Source organism: Devosia sp. 2618, assembly GCF_040546815.1.
Taxonomy (GTDB): Bacteria; Pseudomonadota; Alphaproteobacteria; order Rhizobiales; family Devosiaceae; genus Devosia.
The window spans coordinates 2,840,309-2,859,459 of the sequence record NZ_JBEPOO010000001.1; the positions used below are offsets into that span (position 1 = coordinate 2,840,309).

Sequence of the window (19,151 nt, forward strand, 5' to 3'; positions counted from 1 at the left end):
CTCAGATACAGGCCGATGCAAACAGCGTCGGGGCGAAGGTGATCGCGCTGGCGGCGATGGCGCTTGCCGTGGCGATGATCGTGGCGCGTTGCAGCCGGGGTATGGGCTCCTGACGTCTGGCGTCACGCACCTGTTTGACCAGCAGCAGCGCTAGAATGACCAGCGTGCCGAGATAGGTCGCCAATAGCGCCAAGCGGTGTTCGGTGGGTGGCCAGGTCCAGGCGCAGCCGAGCGCCTGGACCGCGTAGATCACGACGAAGGCCACGGCCCAGATGCCGTAGCCGGCCAGCAATGGCCACAGGGTCCGGTTCAATGGCCCGCTCCCGCCAGCATGGCCAGCAGCGCCCAAGCCGGTAGCAGGGCGATGGCGCCATAGTCGTTCCACAGCACGACGAGCCGCAGGTCGGTGGCGCGGACGGCCGAGATATAGCCGCCCTGCCAGCGCAGCGAGGCGTGGATGGCCATCAGCATCGCGATGGCGGCGTGAATGGCGCAATAGGTCAGCAGGGCGAACCGCAGCGCCACATTGGCATGGCTGGTGGGATTGGGCACAAGCATCAGCCCAGCCAAAAGCGCAATCACCGTCAGCCCGCCCAGCGAGGCAGCGCCCAGCAGCCAGCGATTGGGCGAGGTGCCGCGCGCATTGCTCGCGCGTGCCAGTCGCGCCATGGCCATGGCCGCAAAGCCCGTCGCCAGCGACACCGCCGGAAGCCAGTTCATCGCGGGCGCAGGTTCGGTCCAGCCGGGCGCGATCACCGCGAGATAGAGCGCGCCAAACAGCAGCGCCGCATAGAGCGTTGTGTCGGCGACGATGGCGCAGATCGAGGCCCAATAGGTGACATTGTCCTTGACCTCGCCATCGACTGGCACGGCCTTGCCCTGCCCGATATCGATGGGTCCCATATTGCGCTTGGCGCCCAGCGGTCGGGTCCACAGGAAGAACAGCGCCACCGTCACCAGCGCTGCCAGCGGCACGATCCAATAGACTTTGAACAGCAGGCCGAGGAAGAAAACGCCCGTCGCCAAAGCCGTCCAGAGCGGCATGAAACTGGGCTGCGGCAGGATCATCACCTGATCGGGCTCACCCGTCATCATATCGACGCCCAGCGTCTCCTGCCGTCCGGCGCGCGGAAAGCCAAGATAGCCCGCGCCACCGGCCAGTTCGCCACCGAGGCGGTTGGTGTCGAGATCGTCAGCCCGCGTCTCGATCTGTGGGATGGCTGCGAAGTTGTAGGGTGGCGGCGGCGTGGGCATGGCCCATTCGAGCGTCCTCGCCTTCCACGGATTGCGCGTCGACCGGTGGCCGAAGCGGAACTGCATGATGATGTCGATCAGCACCAGCGCAAAGCCCATGGTCATCAGGAAGCCGCCAAACGACGACAGCAGATTGAGCCAGTCCCAGCCCCAATTGGACGGATAGGTCGAGATGCGGCGTGGCATGCCCATCAGGCCCGTCAGATGCATCAGGAAAAATGTCAGGTTGAAGCCGATCAGGATCAACCAGAAGGCCGGGATCGACAGCCGATAGACGCTGCGCCGCCCGGTGAAATGCGGCAGCCAATAGTAGAGCGCCGCCAGCATCGGGAAGACAAAGCCTCCGACCAGCACATAGTGAAGATGCGCCACCACGAAATAGCTGTCATGGGCCTGCGTGTTGAACGGCACCATGGCCAACATGACCCCGGTCAGGCCACCGCAGACAAAGACGATGAAGAACCCCACGACGTAGAGCATGGGCACATCGAACTTGGGGCGCCCCGAAGCCAGCGTGCCGATCCAGGCGAAAATCTGCACCGCCGTCGGAATGGCCACAAGCGCACTCGCCGCCGAGAAAAAGGCCAGCGCCAGATGGGGAATACCCACGGTGAACATGTGATGCACCCACAGCCCGAAGCTGAGGAAAGCCATGGCGACGATGGCCGCGATGATGGCCGTATAGCCCACCAATTGCCGCCGCGCGAAGGTGGGGATGATGGTCGAGAGCACGCCCGCTGCCGGCAGGAAAATGATGTAGACCTCGGGATGGCCGAACAGCCAGAACAGGTGCTGCCACAGCAGCGGATCGCCGCCGCGCGTCGGATCAAAGAATGGCAGGTCGAAGGCACGTTCCATTTCGAGCAGGATCGAGCCGAGGATCAGCGGCGGAAAGCCGATCAGCATCATTCCGGCCGTTACCAGCATATACCAGCCAAAGATCGGCATCCGGGTCAGCGACATGCCCGGCGCACGCATCTTGAGGATGGTGACGATCAGTTCGACCGCCGCCGTGATCGCCGAGATTTCGACGAAAGTGATGCCCAGCAGCCAGACATCCGCATTGATGCCCGGCGAATAGACGCCCGACGACAGCGGCGTGTACATGAACCAGCCCGAATTGGGCGCATAGCCCGCCAGCATGGCCACGATCAGGATGGTGCCGCCAAACAGGTAGCACCAGAAGCCGTAGGCGGTCATGCGCGGGAAGGCCAGATCGCGGGCGCCCAACAGCTTGGGCAGCATGTAGATCGCCAGCCCCTCGAACATCGGGATGGCGAACAGGAACATCATCACTGTGCCGTGCATGGTGAAAATCTGGTTGTAGAGGTCGGGCCCGATAAAGGCGCTGTTGGGCGTCGCCAGTTGGGCGCGGATCAGCATGGCCAGTACGCCGCCAATGGTGAAAAACACCAGGGCCAGCACCATGAAGCGCTTGCCCAGAATATTGTGGTTCACCGCCGACAGCCGGCCCCAGCCCGATGGCGTGCCCCAGATCTTTTCGAGGGCTTTGTGCAGGGCGACGGGAGAGAGCGCCTTATTGGTCATTCTGCGCCTCCAAGGGCCGCGGCAAAGCCGGCGGGCAGATGCGCCTCGACGACAAAGCCCATCGTGTCGTGGCCCGGGCCGCAATATTCGGCGCAGATGCCGCGATAGATGCCGGGCTTGTCCGCCTGCAGGCGGATGGTGTTGATATGGCCGGGAATGGCGTCGATCTTGCCGCCCAGGCGCGGGATCCAGAACGAGTGGATCACGTCATCGGCCTGCACCACGATATCGACCGGCTCACCGGCCGGAATGTGCAGCACCTCACTGTCGGGCGCGCCTGGATTGTCCGGATAGGCAAACCGCCACTGCCACTGGCTGGCATGGGCTTCAATGCGCATCGGCTGCACGCCGCCCGGCTTGGGCAACAGGCTTTCGCCAAGCAGCAAGGCCGCGAACAGCAGTCCGATCAGGATCGGCACCGGCATGATGAGCCCGCCGCCGATAATCCAGTGCATCGGCTTGATCGCGATGATCAGCCGTGGCCGCAAAAAGCTCAGCGTCAGCAGTCCGAGCACCAGCACGAACAAAGCCGTGGCGCCCCAGAACATCACCCACCAGAGCGTCGCGATATTGGCGGCGGCGGGCCCTGCCGGATCGAGGGTCGATAGCGGCGTGGCGCAACCGATCAGCGCCAGCGGCGTTGCTGCCATAGCAGCAAATTTGAGGGCAGGACGCAGATGGCGAAAAAACTGGTCGAGCAACAGATCGAAAGCGAAGAGACCGCCCCCGAGGCCAGCGCCGATCATGCCAATCCGGCCATTCGTGCCGTCGCCGACAAGGACATCGGTTCGGCCATTGCTGTTGCCGGTCACCCGATCCACGCCATGCTGGTTCACTTTCCCATTGCTCTGGTCATCTGCGCGCTTGGCGTCGATGGCCTTTACTGGATCACCGGTGACCCATTCTGGGTGCGCGTCGGCCTCTGGGCCACCGGCTTTGCCTTCGCCTTTGGCGTTCTGGCTTCGGTCGTCGGCACGCTCGAACTGTTGGCCGTGCCCGGCATCCGCGTGCGCGTCGCCAGCTGGAACCATGCCATCGCCGCGATGACGCTGGTGGCCGTTGCCGGCGCCAATTGGGGCCTGCGCCTCAACTTCCCCGAACAGATCCTGCCGCATGGCCTGATGCTGTCCGTGCTCGCGGCGGTTTTGACGGCTTTGGCCGGTTGGCATGGTGGCAAGCTGGTGTTTGATCATGGCGTGGGCCTCATCATTTCCACCAAGCAATGAGATCGCCGAGGAACACGCCCAGCGCGCCGGGCTTGAACATATCCACCAGCACGGTTGCGGCATGCCATTGCGGCTTGCCCAGCACGACGACGAGAATGCTGGCGATGATCACCACTGTCAAAACCGTCACCGCCCAGACCCGCCAACGCGGATAGGTCTGGCCCGGCTCGAACAGCCGCAGGATGACCAGTCCGCTCATGACGTGGACGATGACCATGACCGCGACCAGCCATAGCTTGACCGAAAACCACGCCTCGAACGTCCCCTGCAAAAAGATCAGCGCAATGCCCGATGCCACCGCGACAAAGGCGGCAGGCGACATCAGCGAGACGTAGAAGGACCGCGTGAAGTTGTGCAGCCGATAGAGCGCATCGCCCGTCAGGCGCTTCCGCTGGCCATAGAGAAACGGCAGGCAGATCAGGCCCGCCGACCATGCTGCAATGGCGACGATGTGGACGAATTTGATGAGGATCGGGATCAAGCGCTGCGCACTCCCGGCTCACGCAACAGCGCCATCAGCCGCAGCAGCGCCACCACGAGATATGGCAGGCTCGCCGGCACCCACATGATCAGGCCGGCCAGTTGCTGGTCAGTCAGCGGCTCAAACCCGAATGGCAATGTCGTCGTAAAATGCGGCACGTAAAACGGGCTGGACGAGAACACCAGCAGCGCCCCGAGCAGGCCCATCTGAATGGCGATGGCCAAGAGCGCCATGATGCCGCGTGCCGGGGCGGCGGCGAAAACCGCCATCCATAGCAAGACGGCCGAGCCGAGCAGCGTCACCTGCATCAGCCAGTAGACCGGCGTGCTGGTGAGCGCGAGCATATAGGCGTCGGGCGCATGCCAGAGCCAGAAGATCGCGGTATGCAGCAGCACCAGTGGCATCAGCAGCTTGGCCAAGACCCCTACCCCGCCAAGCCGCATCAGCGCCAAGGCCAGGAGCGGCGCGGCGACCGCGACCAGCAGCACGTGATGCACTACCCGCGCCGAAAACAGCGCCACCGTCAGCGCGCAGAGCGGGCTGATGAACACCACCGCCAGCACCGCCATGCCCGCACCAAAACTCCAGCGCTGGCGCAGGTCTGGCTGCGTGCGCAGCGCGAAAACCACCGCGCCCAAAACCATCACGGCGATCAGCCAGGGATCGAAATTCCACCGCCCCCAGAGATCATCCGGGAGCGGCGGCGGGCCACAATAGCTGGTGTCAAAAGTCGATTGCATAGAGGTCCTGACGCTTCGGAACCGTAGGGCTTGGTTAGCTGCCGACTCCCGGCAGGGCATAGGCGATGAAGTAATCGCCGATCGGGGTTTCCATGAAATTGTGGCCACCGGCGTTGATCACGACGATCTGGCGGCCCTCGGCTTCATAGATGATCGGGGTCGCCTGCCCACCGGCCGGCAGTTCCGCCTGCCACAGCGTTTCGCCGGTTTCCGTACTGATGGCGCGGATCAGATCGTCGGTGGTTGCTGCCACAAAGATCAGGCCGGTTGCGGTGATGGCCGTGCCGCCATTATTGGGCGTGCCGATGTCGAAGGGCAGCATGGACGGGATGCCGAACGGGCCATTCTTGCGGGCCGAACCGAAGGGCTTGTCCCACAGCACCTGCTTGGTCGCCATGTCGATGGCCATGATGCCACCATAAGGCGGTTCCTTGCACAGCATGCCGGTGAAGGGCACGCGCCAGCCGGCATTGACCTCGATGCCGTATGGCGTCAGCGCCTGCGGGCTGATGCCGCTATGACTGTTGCCGGTGGCATGGTCGGGATGGCCAATCGGCACGATGCCGAGCGCATCGATGTCTTCGCGCGGGATCAGGCGGTTGTAGTTGGGCGTGTCGTTGTAGTTACTGACAAGGATGTTGCGGCCACTATCGACGGCAACCCCACCCCAGTCCGAGCCACCATTATAGCCCGGATACTGAATCCACGGTACGTCTGTGGTCGGTGGCGTATAGCGGCCCTCGTAGCTCGCCTGACGGAACTGGATGCGGCACCACAGCTGATCGAGCGGCGTCATGCCCCACATGTTCTTTTCCTCGATATCCGGCTTTAGCTGGCTCGGGAAATCGACGACGAAGGGCTGGGTTGGCGACAGGTTCTCGGGCTCGACGCCACCCTGCGGTGCAGAGCGTTCCTCGATCTCGACCAGCGGCTCGCCGGTGGCGCGATCAAAGATGAAAAACTGGCCCTGCTTGGTGGGAAGGATCAGCGCGGCAACCGGGCCGTTTTCGGTCGGGAAATCGGCCAGCGTACCCTGTGCGCCGAGGTCATAGTCCCAGATGTCGTAGTGCACGGTCTGGTAGAACCAGCGCACCGAGCCATCGGTGACGTCGAGCGCGACGATGGCGGTCGAGTATTCGTTTTCTTCGGGGCTGCGGTCGCCGCCCCAATAGTCGACGGCGGAGTTGCCGAGCGGCATATAGACCAACCCAAGCTCGTCATCGCCCGAGGCAATGGTCCACATATTGGGCGTGCCCGGCGTATAGATTTCGCCTTCCGGCAGCGGGTTCGGCGCATCCGGGCGCACCATGTCCCAGGCCCATTCCAGCGCTCCGGTTTCGGCATTGTAGCCACGGATCACGCCCGATGGCGCTTCGCGGGTCTGGCCGTCCTTCACCTGGCTGCCGACGATGGCGATGTTGCGGACGACGGTTGGCGGCGAGGTGGGGGAATAAAAGCCCGGCGCGCTATCGCCGATGCCTTCCATCAGGTTGACGATGCCGCCATTACCAAAGTCGGGGCACAGCTGGCCGGTTTGGGTGTCGAGTGCAATCAGCCGCGCGTCGAGCGTCTGCATGATGACGCGGGTGGCGCACATGTCGGTTTGCGCAGCGCCGGGTGTTTCGTAATAGGCAAGGCCGCGGCAGGTGGCGTTATAGCCGATAGCGTCGATGGAAACCTGCGGGTCGTAGGTCCAGAACTCGGTGCCGGTCGCCGCATCGAGCGCCGAAACCTTGTTCAGCGCCGAGCACAGGAACAGGCGATTGCCGATCTTGATCGGGGTGTTCTGGTTGCCATAGGCCTCGTCGCCATCGGGCAGGTCGCCGGTGCGGAATTCCCAGATCTTTTCGAGGTTGCCGACATTTTCCGGCGTGATCTGATCGAGCGGCGAGAAGCGCGCGGCGTGTTGCGTGCCGCCATAAGCGGGCCAGTCCACGCCGGTTTCCTGCAGGGCATATTGCACAGGCGGGGCGACAGGCTCGGCGGGCACAGCGTCAAGCTGTTGAGTGGGCGCGACTGGCGCCTCCAGCATTGGCGGCGTGGTTTCCTGCGCAAACAGCGAGGTTTCACGTACCGAGGTCAGCACCATCATCGAGGCGCCGAGCGCGAGCACGCCAACGGCTGCCGCGGCAAATGTAGCGCGGGGCATGGTGAAGCGGCTGCGCAAAGCCGGAATGGTGAGCAGAACCAGCGCTAGCACCACGGTTGGCGCGACCAATCTTGGCACCTGCGCCCAGCCGTTGAACCCGGCCTCCCACAGCGCCCAGATCAGCGTGCCGACAAAGGTGAGAAGATAAACCCAAACGCCCACCACCGACTGGCGGAACAGGAAATAGGCGGAAACCACCAAGCCCAAGCCAGCAAAGGCGTAATACCATGAGCCGCCCAGCGTGATCAGCCACAGCCCTCCGGCAAGGATCGGCAGCCCGAACAGGGCCATGAGTGCAGACAGGACGACGACGGCCCAGTATCCAAAACCACGGGTCGTATTCGCCATGCGCACAGCTCCTCAAAACATCAGGTCTAAAAACCCAACGACCGAGCGCCGCCACGGTTCCGACATTATTTGGATTGGTCGGAACAAAAAATAACCGACGCCCCTCGCGGGACGCCGGTTGCCAGTATCACTTGGTCATGAAAACTGGGGCGGAGTGGCTAGATCCAGTAAGGGGCCACACCGTAATAATCGTAGACGCGACGGCCGTTCTCGGCGTTCCAGAAGTCGTCATCGTTGTCATATTTGGGAGCGCCTTCCAGCTGCTCCTTGGAGATATCGATGCGATAGCCGCCCAGGTCCTGGTCATAATTGAGCTTGGACCATGGCAGCGGATAATGGTCGGTGCCAATACCGAGGAAGCCGCCGAAGCTCAGCACGGCGTAGGAAACCTTGCCACTGCGCTTTTCAAGCAGGATGCGGTCGATCGAGCCGATATGCTCACCGCGCGGATCGTAAACCTTGGTGCCTTCGACCTTGTCAGATGCGATCAGGTCATGGGTTTCTTTAACGTCGGCATCGGTTTTGCGGATGTCATCGTATGCCATTTTTTCGAATCCTCTTGGTTGCGTGTGGCAGGTCAACGCGACGTCAGAGCCAGCGGTTCCCGCAAAAAATTCCGTGATTGAAAGACGTGATCGGGAACCATTTCCTATCTTTCGGCCCAAGGCGGCCAGCCGGATTCGGAACCGCAGCGGGTGGCGCGCATTGACTTGGCACAGGCGGAACCGGCCGCATTCCAAGGAGACGTCTATGGTTTTCGACACCATTCGTGACCGAACGACTGACGCGGACGACGTAACGCCCGGCCAGATCGCCAGCAACAACCTCTTTACCGCCAAGGAAAAGCTGGCGCTGCTCAACCAGATCAAGGCCGATGCGACCGGTGCCGAACAGGAAGGCCGGGCATTTGAATTTGACGCCGAGGAGATCGAGCGGGCCATCGCAGTGGTTCGAGAAAGCGTCGAAACTGGCGTGAGCGTAGACACAATCATAAAGGGAGATTTCTGATGGCAACCGCACCAAAACAACCCGAGCCCACCGTAGCCTCGGTGGACAATCTGATCGACGAAACCGGCGCACGGATCGATGTGCCCGATGCATCGCCCATCAAGGTGGCCGGTGAGCACGAGGCGACCGTCGGCGCCAGCGGGCCGACCAATTGGTGGCTTTATGGCCTGGTGGGCCTCGCCATCATCGTTGCCGTGCTGTTCCTGATGCAGATGTTCCAGGGTGCACCGGCGACAGATGTGCAGCCCGGCACGCCAACCTCGGAAAGCGTCGTCGCGCCGGTGACCGACCCGACCATGCCGGTCGCCGAGCCTGCCGTTCCGCAGCCATAAATCGGCAGCTAACACCAAACAAAAAAGGCGCGACCCGCGGGCCGCGCCTTTTTGCATGAATTCGGTCGATCAGCCGTTGATTGGCGCGATCTGGATTTCCACGCGACGGTTCTGGGCACGGCCCTGCTCGGTGGCGTTGGAAGCGATCGGGCTCGTCTTGCCCTTGCCTTCGATATAGAAGCGGCGCTGATCGATGCCCTGGTTGGCAAGGATGGTCGCGACGGCAACCGCGCGGCGCTGGCTGAGCGACAGGTTGTAATTGTCATCGCCCTGGCTGTCGGTGTGGCCATAGACGTCAACGATCGACTTATCGAACTTCTTGAGCACCAGAGCCACCGACACGAGTGTCGAGTTAAAGCCTGGGTTCACGTTCGACTGGTCGGTCGCGAAGGTGATGTTGGATGGCATGTTGAGCACGATGTTCTGGCCAACGCGCGTCACCGAAACGCCGGTGCCCTGCAGCTGCGCGCGCAGCTCGGCTTCCTGCTGGTCCATGTAGTTGCCGATGGCTGCACCGGTCAGGCCGCCCACGCCTGCGCCGATCAGCGCGCCAACGCGCGGATCACCGCCCACGGCTGCGCCAACGATGGCACCGGCAATCGCGCCGCCGCCAGCACCCAGCAGGCCGCCGCCAGCGGTGTTGGAAAGCTGCTGCTGGCCCGTATAGGCGTTGGTGGTGCAGGCGGTCAGCGCCAGCGTTGCCGCGAACGCGACCAAAATCTTGGACTTCATAGTTATCCCCCTGAAGGATTCGGTAAGTGGGCTTTTGGTGACCACTGAATAAGGCAGGACGGTGGTGAACGAAAGGCCCTGAACGTAGGATGAACGGGCCAAGAGCACTTCATCTTCCAAGCGATGCCAAACCACATCACTTAGGGCCATTTTCTTAAGTATGCGCCCAGCCGCCATCGACGATAAACTGCTGCGCCGAGATCATCTTGCTGTCTTCGGCGGCAAGGAACAGCGCCATGCGCGCCACGTCATCGGGATAGACCCGACCGGCGAGCGCCTGATTGGCATCGATCTGGGCTTCGCCAGTGGCATCGAGCCAATGGGTGATCTGGCGTTCCGTCATCACCCAGCCGGGCACCAGCGAATTGACCCGAATGCCGGACTTGCCCAGTTCGCGCGCCATCGAGCGGGTCAGGCCATGGGCTGCGGCCTTGGCCGTTTCATAGATCGGGATTTTCGGCGACATGATCATCCAGCTAATCGAGCCGGTATTGATGATCGAGCCGCGACCGGCGCGGATCATGCCCGGCGCCACCGCCTGTGTCGCAAAGAACGAATGCTTGAGATTGACCGCCATGCGCTCATCCCAATAGTCGGGCGTCACTTCGCTCCACTCGTGGCGCTGGTCGTGCGCGGCATTGTTGATCAGCACCAGCGCATCGCCATGCGCCTCGGCAAAGCCGGCAATGGCTGCCTGATAACCGGCAATGTCGGTCACGTCGCAGCTGGTGAATTGCGCGGTCTGGCCGGCAGCAGTCAGTTCGGCCACCAGCTTGTCCCCCGCTTCGACCGCGATATCGACAAAGCCAACCTTGGCGCCCTGCGCCGCAAAGTTGCGCACCAGACTTTCGCCAATCCCCGAGGCTCCGCCCGAAATGACAACTGGCGTACCGGCAAGGCTGGGATAGGAGGCGTAGTCGGTCATGGCGAATATCCAACAAGCTAAAGCACTATATATCCACGATATCGCGCCAAAATGCACCACGCAAGTCGCCTTGAGGTACGTACCTCATTCTTGCAAAGAGGCTCGTTACAGGTGCTTGGATTTTACGGCAGATGTCGATGTCGCCGAAAATATCCTGAGCCTCGATAGTTGGCAGTGCACCGCTTCCAGTTTAGAATGGCTCTGATGTTTTCGTGAAGGCGCCGGGCGCCACAACGCGTTAGCAGAGTGGCGCGCGGCGAATTGACCTATGTCAATGCAAGCGGCGCGGCACTAGTTGATGCTGATGCTGCAGGCCGGTTTAGCCCCGCCTGCGAGAGCGCAGAAGGACGTTTCGATGGACTATCGCGGCATATTCGAAGATGCAGTGGACACGCTGCGGGCAGAGAAGCGCTACCGCGTCTTTGCAGATCTCGAGCGGATCGCCGGCAAGTTCCCGCGCGCCATCTATCGCGACGACTCAGACAATCAGCGCGAGATCACCATCTGGTGCTCCAACGACTATCTGGGCATGGGTCAGCATCCAAAAGTTGTCGGAGCGATGCAGGAAGCTGCTGGTCGTCTGGGCGTCGGCTCGGGCGGCACGCGCAATATTTCGGGCACCAATCGCCCGCTGGTCGAGCTTGAGCGTTCGCTCGCCGATCTGCACCGCAAGGAAGCTGCGCTGGTCTTCACCTCCGGTTTCGTGTCCAACGAAGCCGCGATTTCGACCATTGCGCGCCTCCTGCCCGATTGCATCATTTTCTCGGACCAGCTCAACCACGCCTCGATGATCCAGGGCGTACGTCAGTCGGGCATGGAAAAGAAGATTTTCCGGCACAATGACGTCGAGCATCTGCGCGACCTGCTCGCTGCCACCGACAAGAAGCGTCCAAAGCTGATCTGCTTTGAGTCGGTTTATTCGATGGACGGCGATGTCGCGCCGATCAAGGAAATCGTCGAGCTGGCCGAAGAATTCGGCGCGCTGACCTATATCGATGAAGTGCACGCCGTTGGCATGTATGGCCCACGCGGCGGCGGCATTGCCGAGCGCGATGGTTTGATGGACCGGATCGACATCATCGAAGGCACGCTGGCCAAGGGCTTTGGCACGATGGGCGGCTATATCGCTGCCAACAAGGCAATCGTTGATGCCGTGCGCTCCTATGCGCCCGAGTTTATCTTCACCACCTCCCTGCCACCAGCGCTCTGCGCCGCAGCCCGTGCCTCGATCGAGCACCTCAAGGGCAATGGTCATGAGCGCATGCTGCATCAGCGTCAGGCGCGCCTGACCAAGGCAATCCTTGCCGATGCCGGCCTGCCGGTGATGGATACCGAAACCCATATCGTGCCGCTGATCGTGGGCGATGCCCGCGCCGTCAAGGCCGCCAGCGACATGCTGCTGGACAAGCACAATATCTATATCCAGCCGATCAACTATCCGACGGTCCCCAAGGGCACCGAGCGCCTGCGCATCACGCCGACGCCGCTGCACACCGACGAGATGATCTTCGCGCTGCGCCATGCGCTGGTCAGCGTCTGGACCAGCCTTGAGCTGCCACGCGAAGCAGCCGACGCCAAGATCACCGCCAGCAAGCTGACCTCGGGCGACCTGACCCTGCCGAGCATCGGCGGCTAGTTGCCTGCGTCGCAGAGCGGAATGATTTCGCTCAGCGCTTTTATAGTGTGTTCCGGCGGCGCAGTGCCCGCCGGCCACTCGGTCGAGCTGTGATACCACACGGCCACCAGTCCGGCATTTTGCGCGCCCACCACATCCACTATCGGATTATCGCCGACAAACATCGCCTCGGCCGATGTCACGCCAAGACGGTTCAGCGCCCGGTCAAATATCGCCCGATCAGGCTTGGCCACGCCCTCATCTTCTGAAACCAGCACGATATCGAGCAGTGGCCGCAGTCCCGTCGCCTCGATCTTGCCGGTCTGCAAGACTGTGCTGCCATTGGTGACAATGCCCGTCGCAATACCCCGCGCCCGCAAAGTCAGCAGCGTCTCTCGCGCCCCAGCGCTCAGCACCACAAAGCTGGGATAGACCGCCTGATAGTCGTCAAATAGCGCCTGCGCCGAGATCCCCGTGATCCCCAGATCAGCCACCAATGCCGGATAGACCATGACCTTGGGCGTCCGCCCCGCATCTTCGAGCGCCAGAAATCGCGCCACAAACGTCGCCCGATCCACCCCAACCAGCGCCGTCTGATGCCGATCATACTGATCACCAATAAACGCCACGATCGCCGCACCGCGCGTCAGCAGCGTCTCATCGAGGTCAAACAATACCGCCCTGATCACCATCGGCCCCTGCACTCATTTCGCGCCGAGTGGACCACGCGCCCCGCCTCCCCCACAAGACCAGGCGGGTCACCATAGCGATGCAAAGCGGCTGTACTCCGCCGCCTTAGTTCCTAGCTATCAAAGCCAGCGGCCAAAAATCCAAGATTGGTCGGACGCGGCAGAAATGGCAGCGTGGCGGTGACCGGAAAATCACCGCCCAGCTTCTCAAATTTTATGCCCCGCGCCCTCAAAGTGCCCTGCTCCACCAACAACAGGCCGAAATGGATGCTCGCCGCAGCGTCGGGCACGTCCAACACCACTTCCACATCGGTCCAGCCCACTGTTCCGTGCAAACTGCGATCCGGTCCGCTGCGATTGAGCATATTGTCGAAGCGCAGATATCGTCCCGAATTGGGGTCAATCCTCATCCAGATCGAAGCGGCGCCTGCATCCTCCGTCCGCAATTGTGCCGTCAACCGCACGGCACGCCCACAATAGGCATCCGCGTCGATGGACTGCATCAGCACGCCCGTCCGATCGGCCGGTATCTCCACATTCGGAACGGCGGCCACCAGCGCAACACCGGATTCCCTGGGATCGAGCCCGATCCGATAATGGGTCGGCGACGGATGCGACACAAACCAGCCTGCGGGCATGGCGAACTGGGGTTGGCTGGCCGCCTGTATGCGCGCGGCCAGCATGTTCCAGTTGGCAAAGCCGAATTGGCGCGCAACAAGTTCGAGGCAATCACTGTGGCTCAGTGCAATGCCCCGTGCCGGCAGGCTGTGACGGAGTGCCTTGGCCATGGGCAAAATTTGCAGGCATCGAGGGCCCTGTCAACCACGTCGTTTGTTCGCAAGAGCAGCCATGGGCGCAAACTGCATCAATCGGCAGGATTGGGGTGGATTGCGGACAGTCTGCCTCTAGAGGTGAACTGTCATATGCAGACGTTGGTCTGGACAATCGCAACTGTTTTGGCACAACGGGGGACCGAGGTTGCCGGGGGAACATTCAGTGGCGGTAATTCACGAAACGATGGCATCGTTGCGCTTCTGGGGTGATGACCTTGATCCTCATGAGGTGACAAGGCTCATTGGAGTTGCCCCAACCAGCGCAGTATCCAAGGGGGAGCTGATAGTTGGTCGTGGGCCAAGAGTAGCGCGGTCGGGTCGGTGGAGCCTAAAGGTCAACCGTCGACAGCCAGGCGACTTAAGCGGTCAGATCGAGGAAATTCTGTTGGGTCTTACGCAAGACCTCGGTGTATGGCGCGACCTCTCCAACAGGTTCGACGGTTGCATCTTCGTCGGTTTCTTCATGGTAGAGAGAAACGAGGGATACAACCTGTCCCCCAAGACATTGAAGCTTCTGGCGGACCGTGAGCTGTCCCTCTTGTTGGACATCTATTCGGGACAAGATGAAGTTGACGCGTTGGTCGATTGAACTTCCGCTGCTCAGAGGCTGCCGATCACGGCGCTGCGGCTGAAATGGGGTCGGAAGCCGTCCTTGCGTTGCTTGCAAGGCCAGCTTCCCAATTGACCTGCCCACCTACCAATCAACTCGTCAGCACGATCCGCATCAGATCGGCTGTGTTGCGCGCGCCGAGTTTTTCCATGACGCGGGCGCGGTGGACTTCGATGGTGCGGGGCGAAATGCCCAGTTCGCGGCCGGCTTCCTTGTTGGACTGGCCGTTGGTGATCAGTTGCAGCACCTCGCGCTCGCGCGGGGTGAGCTGGGAGAAACCGCGCACTTCGACAGGCCGCCGCCCGCCCTGCATGGCGCCCAGATGCACGTCGCGCCGCAAGGCATCGCGGATCACGGTCAGCAGATGTTCGGTATCGATGGGCTTGGAGATAACGTCCGACGCGCCCAGCTTCATGGCCGTCACCACCGCTTCAAGCTGCGGATAATCGGCCAGCATGAAAACCGGGGTACCGGTCCGCATCGACTTGATCCGCCGCAACAGACCAAGGCCGCTTTCCTCGCCCACCCGCAGATTGAGCACCACGATATCGGGGCGCCGCCGCTCGAGGCTGACGATAAAATGGCCGGCCTCTAGCGAGAAAGTGGTCTGAAACCCCTCAAGGCGAAACAACACACTGAGTGCCTCGCAGGTCGCCGGATCGGCATCGACGATGTGGATCAGCCGGTCACGGTTCAGGAAGGCGTGGTAATAGACTTCATCGTTCATTTTGCCTCGTGCCCCCGTTGGCAAGTTTCGATCAAATCGCGACCGCACCCCGAATGACGCCACAAGGTTTCAATGCTCTTCGAACCCGGCATCGTCGCCCCCTCGGTGAATCGCAACGGTAGTTTGCTCTAAGTGATCTATCCGTAGGAGATGGAGATTGCGTAGGATGGACTGCCTACTATCTAGGTTAATATGCCTATCTTTGATCTGTCAACAGACATTAATCCTAGTCTAAGGACAAAGAAAAGACCGAACGCCAGGGGCGTCCGGCCTGATCTTGAAGCCTTACTTCGCGCGCAGGGCGTCACGAATTTCGGTCAGCAGCACTTCTTCCTTGGTCGGCGCAGGCGTGGTTTCCACTGGCTCGGTGGCGGCCTGGCGCTTGAGGCGGTTGATGCCCTTGACGACCATGAACAGCACAAACGCAATGATGGTGAACTTGACCACCGCATTGATGAACAGGCCGATGTTGAGCGTCGCAATACCGGCGGCCTTGGCGGCTGCGAGGGATGGAACGGGCAAATCGCCTGGGTTCGAGAGCACGACAAACAGGTTGGAGAAGTCGATACCGCCGATGATCAAACCGATCAGGGGCATAAAAATATCATCGACGATGGAAGAGACAATCGCCCCAAACGCAGCGCCGATGATCACGCCGATGGCGAGATCGATCATGTTGCCTTTGATGGCAAAGTCACGGAATTCTTTGAACATTTTAGCCCTCTTCGGTTGCAGCCCCTTCCCGGGCATGCGGAAATAAACAATTCATTAGCCTAAATGCAAAAGCAATGGGTCTAGAGTTGGTCTTGCGCAGGTTTGTTGCGAAGCCGATAATTTGGTTCAAGACCAAGCCTAGGACCGCATTCATATGCCTGCAACCCAGACCAGCAACGATGCCAGCTTGCGGCAGGCGATGGACCACATCCCTGAAGGCATTGCGGTTTTCGATCCGGGCCTGCGGCTGGTGGCGTCCAATCAGCGCTACAATACCCTGCTCGATTTGCCCGAAGAGCTGATCAAGATCGGCACGCCACTGTTCGATATTGCGTTGTTTTTGGGCGATCGCGGCGATTTCGGTCCGGGCGATGCGGCGCGTCTTGCCATTGAGCGGATCAATGAACTGACGGCCTCGCCGACCACAGTCACCCATCGCCTCGGCAATGCCGGCCAGACGCTGGAGTTTCACTCCAGCCGCCTGCCCAATGGCGGTCTCGTCATCAGCTTTACCGACGCCACGGCGCGGGTGCGGGCCGAAAGCGCACTGGCAGGCGTCAATTCTTCGCTCGAAGAGCGCGTCGCCGAACGCACCGCCGCGCTGACGCGGGTCAATGCCGAGCTTGAAATGGCGCGCGCCAAGGCCGACGCGGCCAATCATGACAAGACACGCTTTCTGGCCGCCGCCAGCCACGACTTGCTGCAGCCGCTCAATGCGGCACGGCTCTATACCTCGACATTGATCGAGCGGGCGCAATCGACCGGGCTGGCCGATCTTGCCAATTCCATCGAAGCGTCGCTGACAGCCGTCGAAGACATCATGAGCGCCCTGCTCGATATTTCGCGTATCGACAGCGGCGCACTGCGCCCTGCGCCAACCCCGGTTTCCGGGCGTGATCTGCTGAAGCGGCTGGAGGTCGAGTTTGGCCCGATGGCGCGCGAGCGCAATATTTCATTGCGCATCATGGCGACCGACGCTTCGGTTCTGGTCGACCGCATGCTGGTCGGCCGTATCGTGCAAAACCTTGTGTCGAACGCCATCAAATATACCCATCCGGGCGGCCGGGTTCTGGTCGGGCTGCGCCGGCGCGGCAGCCGCATGCGGCTCGATGTGATCGATACCGGCATTGGCTTTAACCGCGACCAGCACAAGCTGCTGTTTGCCGAGTTTTCGCGCCTTGAGCGCGGCGCGCGTATGGCGCAGGGCCTGGGTCTGGGCCTTTCCATCGTGCAGCGACTGGTAGCGGCCCTCGGGCTGACACTTGAGCTCGACAGCCACGAGGGCCACGGCTCGCGCTTTTCGGTGTTCTTGCCCGCCACCCGCACCATTCGCCCTGCGCCCGACGCGACGGCGGTGGCACCGGAAGTCAATTTTGGCACGCTGGGCCTCAAAATCCTCTGCGTCGACAATGAGCGCGCTATCATCGAAGCGATGGAGGGCCTGTTGCGCCATTGGGGCTGCGATGTGCGCAGCGCTCTGTCGCTCAAGCAGATCGACCGCGAGCGCCTGCTCGAAGGCTGGTATCCCGATCTCGTGCTGATGGATTATCACCTCGACCAGACCTCGGGCCTCGATGCCATCGAATGGCTGCGGCACAATGTCGGCGGCCATCTGCCGGCGGCACTGGTCACCGCCGATCGCAGTCCGGCGGTACGCGCATTGGCCGAAGAACGCGGCATTGCCGTGGTCAACAAGCCGGTTAAACCCGCCGCCCTGCGCGCCGCCATCAGCGGCCTCGCCAATCAAAGCCGCACGCCCGCCAAACGCGTCGTCAGCTAACCCTCTTCATCTCCCTCTGGGGGAGAGGTCGCCCTCTTGGGCGGGTGAGGGAGACTCCTCTAGATCGCCAGCGCGCTAAACAGCCCAGCCTTGCGCCGCTCCAGCGCACGCCAATAGATCAGCCCGCGCGCAATGAACCAGAAATGCATCGCCGCCCAAAGGCCCCAATTGCCGAACAACGGCTGCAGCGTGAGCGCCGCAACAAGGAACACCACCAGCGAGATCACCATGCCATTGCGCATCACGGTATTGAGCGTGGTGCCGACCAGAATGCCGTCATAGACAAAGGCCGGCATGAAGGTGACGGTGCAGAGCGCGGCGATGGGCAGGTAGGTCAGCGCATAGGCCTGCACTTCGGGATTGGTGGTCATCAGCCCGATGACGAACGGCCCCGCCAGATACCAGGCCAGCCCCAGGCTCAGCGTCAGGATCAAGCCCCAGACCATGCTCAGCCGATAGGCCTGGTCAAAGGCCGGCCGCCAGTTGGCGCCGACCGATTTGCCCGTGAGTTGTTCCGCCGCCTGCGCGATGCCGTCGAGGAAAAACGCGACCATCATCAAGAGGTTAAGCAGGATTGCATTGGCCGACAACGCTACATCGCCCATGCGCGAGCCTTGCGCGGCAAACCAGGCATAGGCGCCCATCAGCGCCATCGAGCGGATCATCAGGTCGCGGCTGAGGCCGAACATGCGCCTGAGCGCTGCGGCGTCGCGCAGCTCGCCCGGCGCGATGCGGGCGATGATGGCCCGCAGCCCGCCATAGTGGCGCAGCATGACGAAAAGCCCCGCCATGGCGGCGATGGCCTGCGCGATCACCGTGCTGGTGGCGACGCCGGTGACGCCCCAATGGAACACATAAACAAAGAGGATCGACAGCGTGATGTTGACGCCATGCAGCAGCAATTGCAGCATCATGCCGGTCTTGGCGGCGGCGCGGCCATAGAACCAGCCCAAAAGGGCATAGTTGATCAGCGAGAATGGCGCGGCCCAGATGCGGTGCGAAAAATACTCCGCCAGCGCCGCCGATGCCCCAGCTTCAGGCGCCAGCAGCCACGTCGCCAGCCACAGCACCGGCCCGGTCAGGGCGATCATCACGATGCCAATGCCAACGCCCAGCAGCAGCGCCCGCGTCACATGCAGCAGGCCGTCGCGCGGATCACGCGCGCCAACGGCCTGGGCGGTCAGTCCCGCCGTGCCGATGCGCAGGAAATAGGCCATCGAGAAAATGATATCGAACAGCAGCGCGCCCAGCACCAGCCCGCCTAACAGCCCCGCATCGCCCAGCCGCCCGATCACGGCAATATCGATAATGCCCACCAGCGGTTCGGTGATGAAGGCCACCGAAGCCGGCAGAGCGATTTTCCAGACGTCGGCGTGACGCACGGTGAACGGATGTTGGGGACGAAGCGTGGTCATGGGAACGGAATCGGTGTGACGGGTA

20 protein-coding genes are annotated in these 19,151 nt (G+C 61.9%); 6 read left to right on the top strand and 14 right to left on the bottom strand.

Going from position 1 to position 19,151, the window contains the following annotated elements:
• Position 1: 1 nt before the first annotated feature.
• Genes ABIE28_RS14175 through coxB form a run of 3 tightly spaced genes read right to left on the bottom strand, consistent with a single transcriptional unit; the run spans position 2 to position 3,452 of the window.
• Positions 2-313, bottom strand: a complete 312-nt coding sequence (locus tag ABIE28_RS14175; RefSeq protein ID WP_354063988.1) for a hypothetical protein — start codon at positions 311-313, stop codon at positions 2-4.
• Complete coding sequence (gene ctaD, locus ABIE28_RS14180; protein WP_354063989.1) at positions 310-2,802, bottom strand: cytochrome c oxidase subunit I; 2,493 nt, start codon at positions 2,800-2,802, stop codon at positions 310-312. The genes ABIE28_RS14175 and ctaD overlap by 4 nt, the downstream gene beginning before the upstream one ends.
• Entirely contained in the window at positions 2,799-3,452 is a 654-nt protein-coding gene (gene coxB, locus ABIE28_RS14185; protein ID WP_354063991.1) for a cytochrome c oxidase subunit II, read from the bottom strand. Before coxB ends, ctaD begins: the two co-directional genes overlap by 4 nt.
• 27 nt (positions 3,453-3,479) lie before the next feature.
• Here coxB and ABIE28_RS14190 point away from each other — a divergent pair, with 27 nt between their 5' ends.
• Positions 3,480-4,028 carry a DUF2231 domain-containing protein gene (locus tag ABIE28_RS14190; RefSeq protein ID WP_354063993.1) on the top strand — a complete coding sequence of 183 codons (549 nt, stop codon included), beginning with the start codon at positions 3,480-3,482 and terminating at the stop codon, positions 4,026-4,028.
• Here ABIE28_RS14190 and ABIE28_RS14195 read toward each other — a convergent pair.
• From ABIE28_RS14195 to ABIE28_RS14210, 4 genes are all read right to left on the bottom strand, one after another.
• Positions 4,009-4,509, bottom strand: coding sequence for a CopD family protein (locus ABIE28_RS14195; RefSeq protein WP_354063995.1), 501 nt, complete (start codon positions 4,507-4,509; stop codon positions 4,009-4,011). The genes ABIE28_RS14190 and ABIE28_RS14195 overlap by 20 nt on opposite strands.
• Positions 4,506-5,249 (bottom strand): cytochrome c oxidase assembly protein, encoded by a 744-nt coding sequence (locus ABIE28_RS14200; protein WP_354063997.1) that lies wholly within the window; start codon positions 5,247-5,249, stop codon positions 4,506-4,508. Before ABIE28_RS14200 ends, ABIE28_RS14195 begins: the two co-directional genes overlap by 4 nt.
• A gap of 34 nt (positions 5,250-5,283) precedes the next feature.
• Positions 5,284-7,746, bottom strand: coding sequence for a membrane-bound PQQ-dependent dehydrogenase, glucose/quinate/shikimate family (locus ABIE28_RS14205; RefSeq protein WP_354063998.1), 2,463 nt, complete (start codon positions 7,744-7,746; stop codon positions 5,284-5,286).
• A gap of 158 nt (positions 7,747-7,904) precedes the next feature.
• Positions 7,905-8,291: a PRC-barrel domain-containing protein gene (locus tag ABIE28_RS14210; RefSeq protein ID WP_354064000.1), complete on the bottom strand. Its 387-nt coding sequence runs from the start codon at positions 8,289-8,291 to the stop codon at positions 7,905-7,907.
• Positions 8,292-8,496: 205 nt separating this feature from the next.
• Between ABIE28_RS14210 and ABIE28_RS14215 the strand changes: the two genes are divergently transcribed.
• Together ABIE28_RS14215 and ABIE28_RS14220 are read left to right on the top strand one after the other, a co-directional pair.
• The gene (locus tag ABIE28_RS14215; protein WP_354064002.1) at positions 8,497-8,754 is read left to right on the top strand and encodes a hypothetical protein; all 258 of its coding nucleotides are present in this window, start codon (positions 8,497-8,499) and stop codon (positions 8,752-8,754) included.
• Positions 8,754-9,086 (top strand): hypothetical protein, encoded by a 333-nt coding sequence (locus ABIE28_RS14220; RefSeq protein WP_354064004.1) that lies wholly within the window; start codon positions 8,754-8,756, stop codon positions 9,084-9,086. The genes ABIE28_RS14215 and ABIE28_RS14220 overlap by 1 nt, the downstream gene beginning before the upstream one ends.
• Positions 9,087-9,155: 69 nt before the next feature.
• On the opposite strand, the gene ABIE28_RS14225 is transcribed toward ABIE28_RS14220, so the two are convergent.
• Both ABIE28_RS14225 and ABIE28_RS14230 read right to left on the bottom strand, forming a co-directional pair.
• Positions 9,156-9,818, bottom strand: a complete 663-nt coding sequence (locus tag ABIE28_RS14225) for a YiaD family glycine zipper/OmpA-like lipoprotein (protein WP_354064006.1) — start codon at positions 9,816-9,818, stop codon at positions 9,156-9,158.
• Between the two features lie 154 nt (positions 9,819-9,972).
• Positions 9,973-10,743 carry an SDR family NAD(P)-dependent oxidoreductase gene (locus ABIE28_RS14230; RefSeq protein ID WP_354064008.1) on the bottom strand — a complete coding sequence of 257 codons (771 nt, stop codon included), beginning with the start codon at positions 10,741-10,743 and terminating at the stop codon, positions 9,973-9,975.
• Positions 10,744-11,098: 355 nt separating this feature from the next.
• Here ABIE28_RS14230 and hemA point away from each other — a divergent pair, with 355 nt between their 5' ends.
• A complete protein-coding gene (gene hemA / locus ABIE28_RS14235) occupies positions 11,099-12,379 on the top strand; it encodes a 5-aminolevulinate synthase (protein ID WP_354066454.1) in 1,281 nt (426 codons plus the stop codon).
• Here hemA and ABIE28_RS14240 read toward each other — a convergent pair.
• Positions 12,376-13,050 carry an HAD family hydrolase gene (locus tag ABIE28_RS14240; RefSeq protein ID WP_354064009.1) on the bottom strand — a complete coding sequence of 225 codons (675 nt, stop codon included), beginning with the start codon at positions 13,048-13,050 and terminating at the stop codon, positions 12,376-12,378. The two genes, hemA and ABIE28_RS14240, sit on opposite strands and share 4 nt — an antisense overlap.
• Positions 13,051-13,160: 110 nt before the next feature.
• Positions 13,161-13,835, bottom strand: a complete 675-nt coding sequence (locus ABIE28_RS14245; protein WP_354064011.1) for a glyoxalase superfamily protein — start codon at positions 13,833-13,835, stop codon at positions 13,161-13,163.
• A 229-nt stretch (positions 13,836-14,064) separates the two neighbouring features.
• Between ABIE28_RS14245 and ABIE28_RS14250 the strand changes: the two genes are divergently transcribed.
• A complete protein-coding gene (locus ABIE28_RS14250; RefSeq protein WP_354066455.1) occupies positions 14,065-14,469 on the top strand; it encodes a DUF4279 domain-containing protein in 405 nt (134 codons plus the stop codon).
• Between the two features lie 112 nt (positions 14,470-14,581).
• Here the strand turns inward: ABIE28_RS14250 and ABIE28_RS14255 are convergent, their stop codons facing one another.
• Together ABIE28_RS14255 and mscL are read right to left on the bottom strand one after the other, a co-directional pair.
• Positions 14,582-15,217: a response regulator transcription factor gene (locus ABIE28_RS14255; RefSeq protein WP_354064013.1), complete on the bottom strand. Its 636-nt coding sequence runs from the start codon at positions 15,215-15,217 to the stop codon at positions 14,582-14,584.
• Between the two features lie 285 nt (positions 15,218-15,502).
• On the bottom strand, positions 15,503-15,931 hold the full coding sequence (gene mscL, locus ABIE28_RS14260) for a large conductance mechanosensitive channel protein MscL (protein ID WP_354064014.1): 429 nt from the start codon (positions 15,929-15,931) through the stop codon (positions 15,503-15,505).
• Between the two features lie 154 nt (positions 15,932-16,085).
• On the opposite strand from mscL, the gene ABIE28_RS14265 reads away from it, so the two are divergent.
• Positions 16,086-17,711: a hybrid sensor histidine kinase/response regulator gene (locus ABIE28_RS14265; protein ID WP_354064016.1), complete on the top strand. Its 1,626-nt coding sequence runs from the start codon at positions 16,086-16,088 to the stop codon at positions 17,709-17,711.
• 59 nt (positions 17,712-17,770) lie between these two features.
• On the opposite strand, the gene ABIE28_RS14270 is transcribed toward ABIE28_RS14265, so the two are convergent.
• On the bottom strand, positions 17,771-19,126 hold the full coding sequence (locus ABIE28_RS14270) for an MATE family efflux transporter (RefSeq protein ID WP_354064018.1): 1,356 nt from the start codon (positions 19,124-19,126) through the stop codon (positions 17,771-17,773).
• Positions 19,127-19,151: the final 25 nt, after the last annotated feature.

Bases quoted from the DNA above. Each gene is read 5' to 3' on its own strand.
- ABIE28_RS14270 (WP_354064018.1), bottom strand. From the start codon at position 19,126: ATGACCACGCTTCGTCCCCAACATCCGTTCACCGTGCGTCACGCCGAC.
- ABIE28_RS14225 (WP_354064006.1), bottom strand. From the start codon at position 9,818: ATGAAGTCCAAGATTTTGGTCGCGTTCGCGGCAACGCTGGCGCTGACC.
- ABIE28_RS14215 (WP_354064002.1), top strand. From the start codon at position 8,497: ATGGTTTTCGACACCATTCGTGACCGAACGACTGACGCGGACGACGTA.
- mscL (WP_354064014.1), bottom strand. From the start codon at position 15,931: ATGTTCAAAGAATTCCGTGACTTTGCCATCAAAGGCAACATGATCGAT.
- ABIE28_RS14240 (WP_354064009.1), bottom strand. From the start codon at position 13,050: ATGGTGATCAGGGCGGTATTGTTTGACCTCGATGAGACGCTGCTGACG.
- ctaD (WP_354063989.1), bottom strand. From the start codon at position 2,802: ATGACCAATAAGGCGCTCTCTCCCGTCGCCCTGCACAAAGCCCTCGAA.
- coxB (WP_354063991.1), bottom strand. From the start codon at position 3,452: ATGGCAGCAACGCCGCTGGCGCTGATCGGTTGCGCCACGCCGCTATCG.
- ABIE28_RS14250 (WP_354066455.1), top strand. From the start codon at position 14,065: ATGGCATCGTTGCGCTTCTGGGGTGATGACCTTGATCCTCATGAGGTG.
- ABIE28_RS14190 (WP_354063993.1), top strand. From the start codon at position 3,480: ATGGCGAAAAAACTGGTCGAGCAACAGATCGAAAGCGAAGAGACCGCC.
- ABIE28_RS14230 (WP_354064008.1), bottom strand. From the start codon at position 10,743: ATGACCGACTACGCCTCCTATCCCAGCCTTGCCGGTACGCCAGTTGTC.
- ABIE28_RS14210 (WP_354064000.1), bottom strand. From the start codon at position 8,291: ATGGCATACGATGACATCCGCAAAACCGATGCCGACGTTAAAGAAACC.
- ABIE28_RS14220 (WP_354064004.1), top strand. From the start codon at position 8,754: ATGGCAACCGCACCAAAACAACCCGAGCCCACCGTAGCCTCGGTGGAC.
- ABIE28_RS14205 (WP_354063998.1), bottom strand. From the start codon at position 7,746: ATGGCGAATACGACCCGTGGTTTTGGATACTGGGCCGTCGTCGTCCTG.
- hemA (WP_354066454.1), top strand. From the start codon at position 11,099: ATGGACTATCGCGGCATATTCGAAGATGCAGTGGACACGCTGCGGGCA.
- ABIE28_RS14265 (WP_354064016.1), top strand. From the start codon at position 16,086: ATGCCTGCAACCCAGACCAGCAACGATGCCAGCTTGCGGCAGGCGATG.
- ABIE28_RS14200 (WP_354063997.1), bottom strand. From the start codon at position 5,249: ATGCAATCGACTTTTGACACCAGCTATTGTGGCCCGCCGCCGCTCCCG.
- ABIE28_RS14255 (WP_354064013.1), bottom strand. From the start codon at position 15,217: ATGAACGATGAAGTCTATTACCACGCCTTCCTGAACCGTGACCGGCTG.
- ABIE28_RS14245 (WP_354064011.1), bottom strand. From the start codon at position 13,835: ATGGCCAAGGCACTCCGTCACAGCCTGCCGGCACGGGGCATTGCACTG.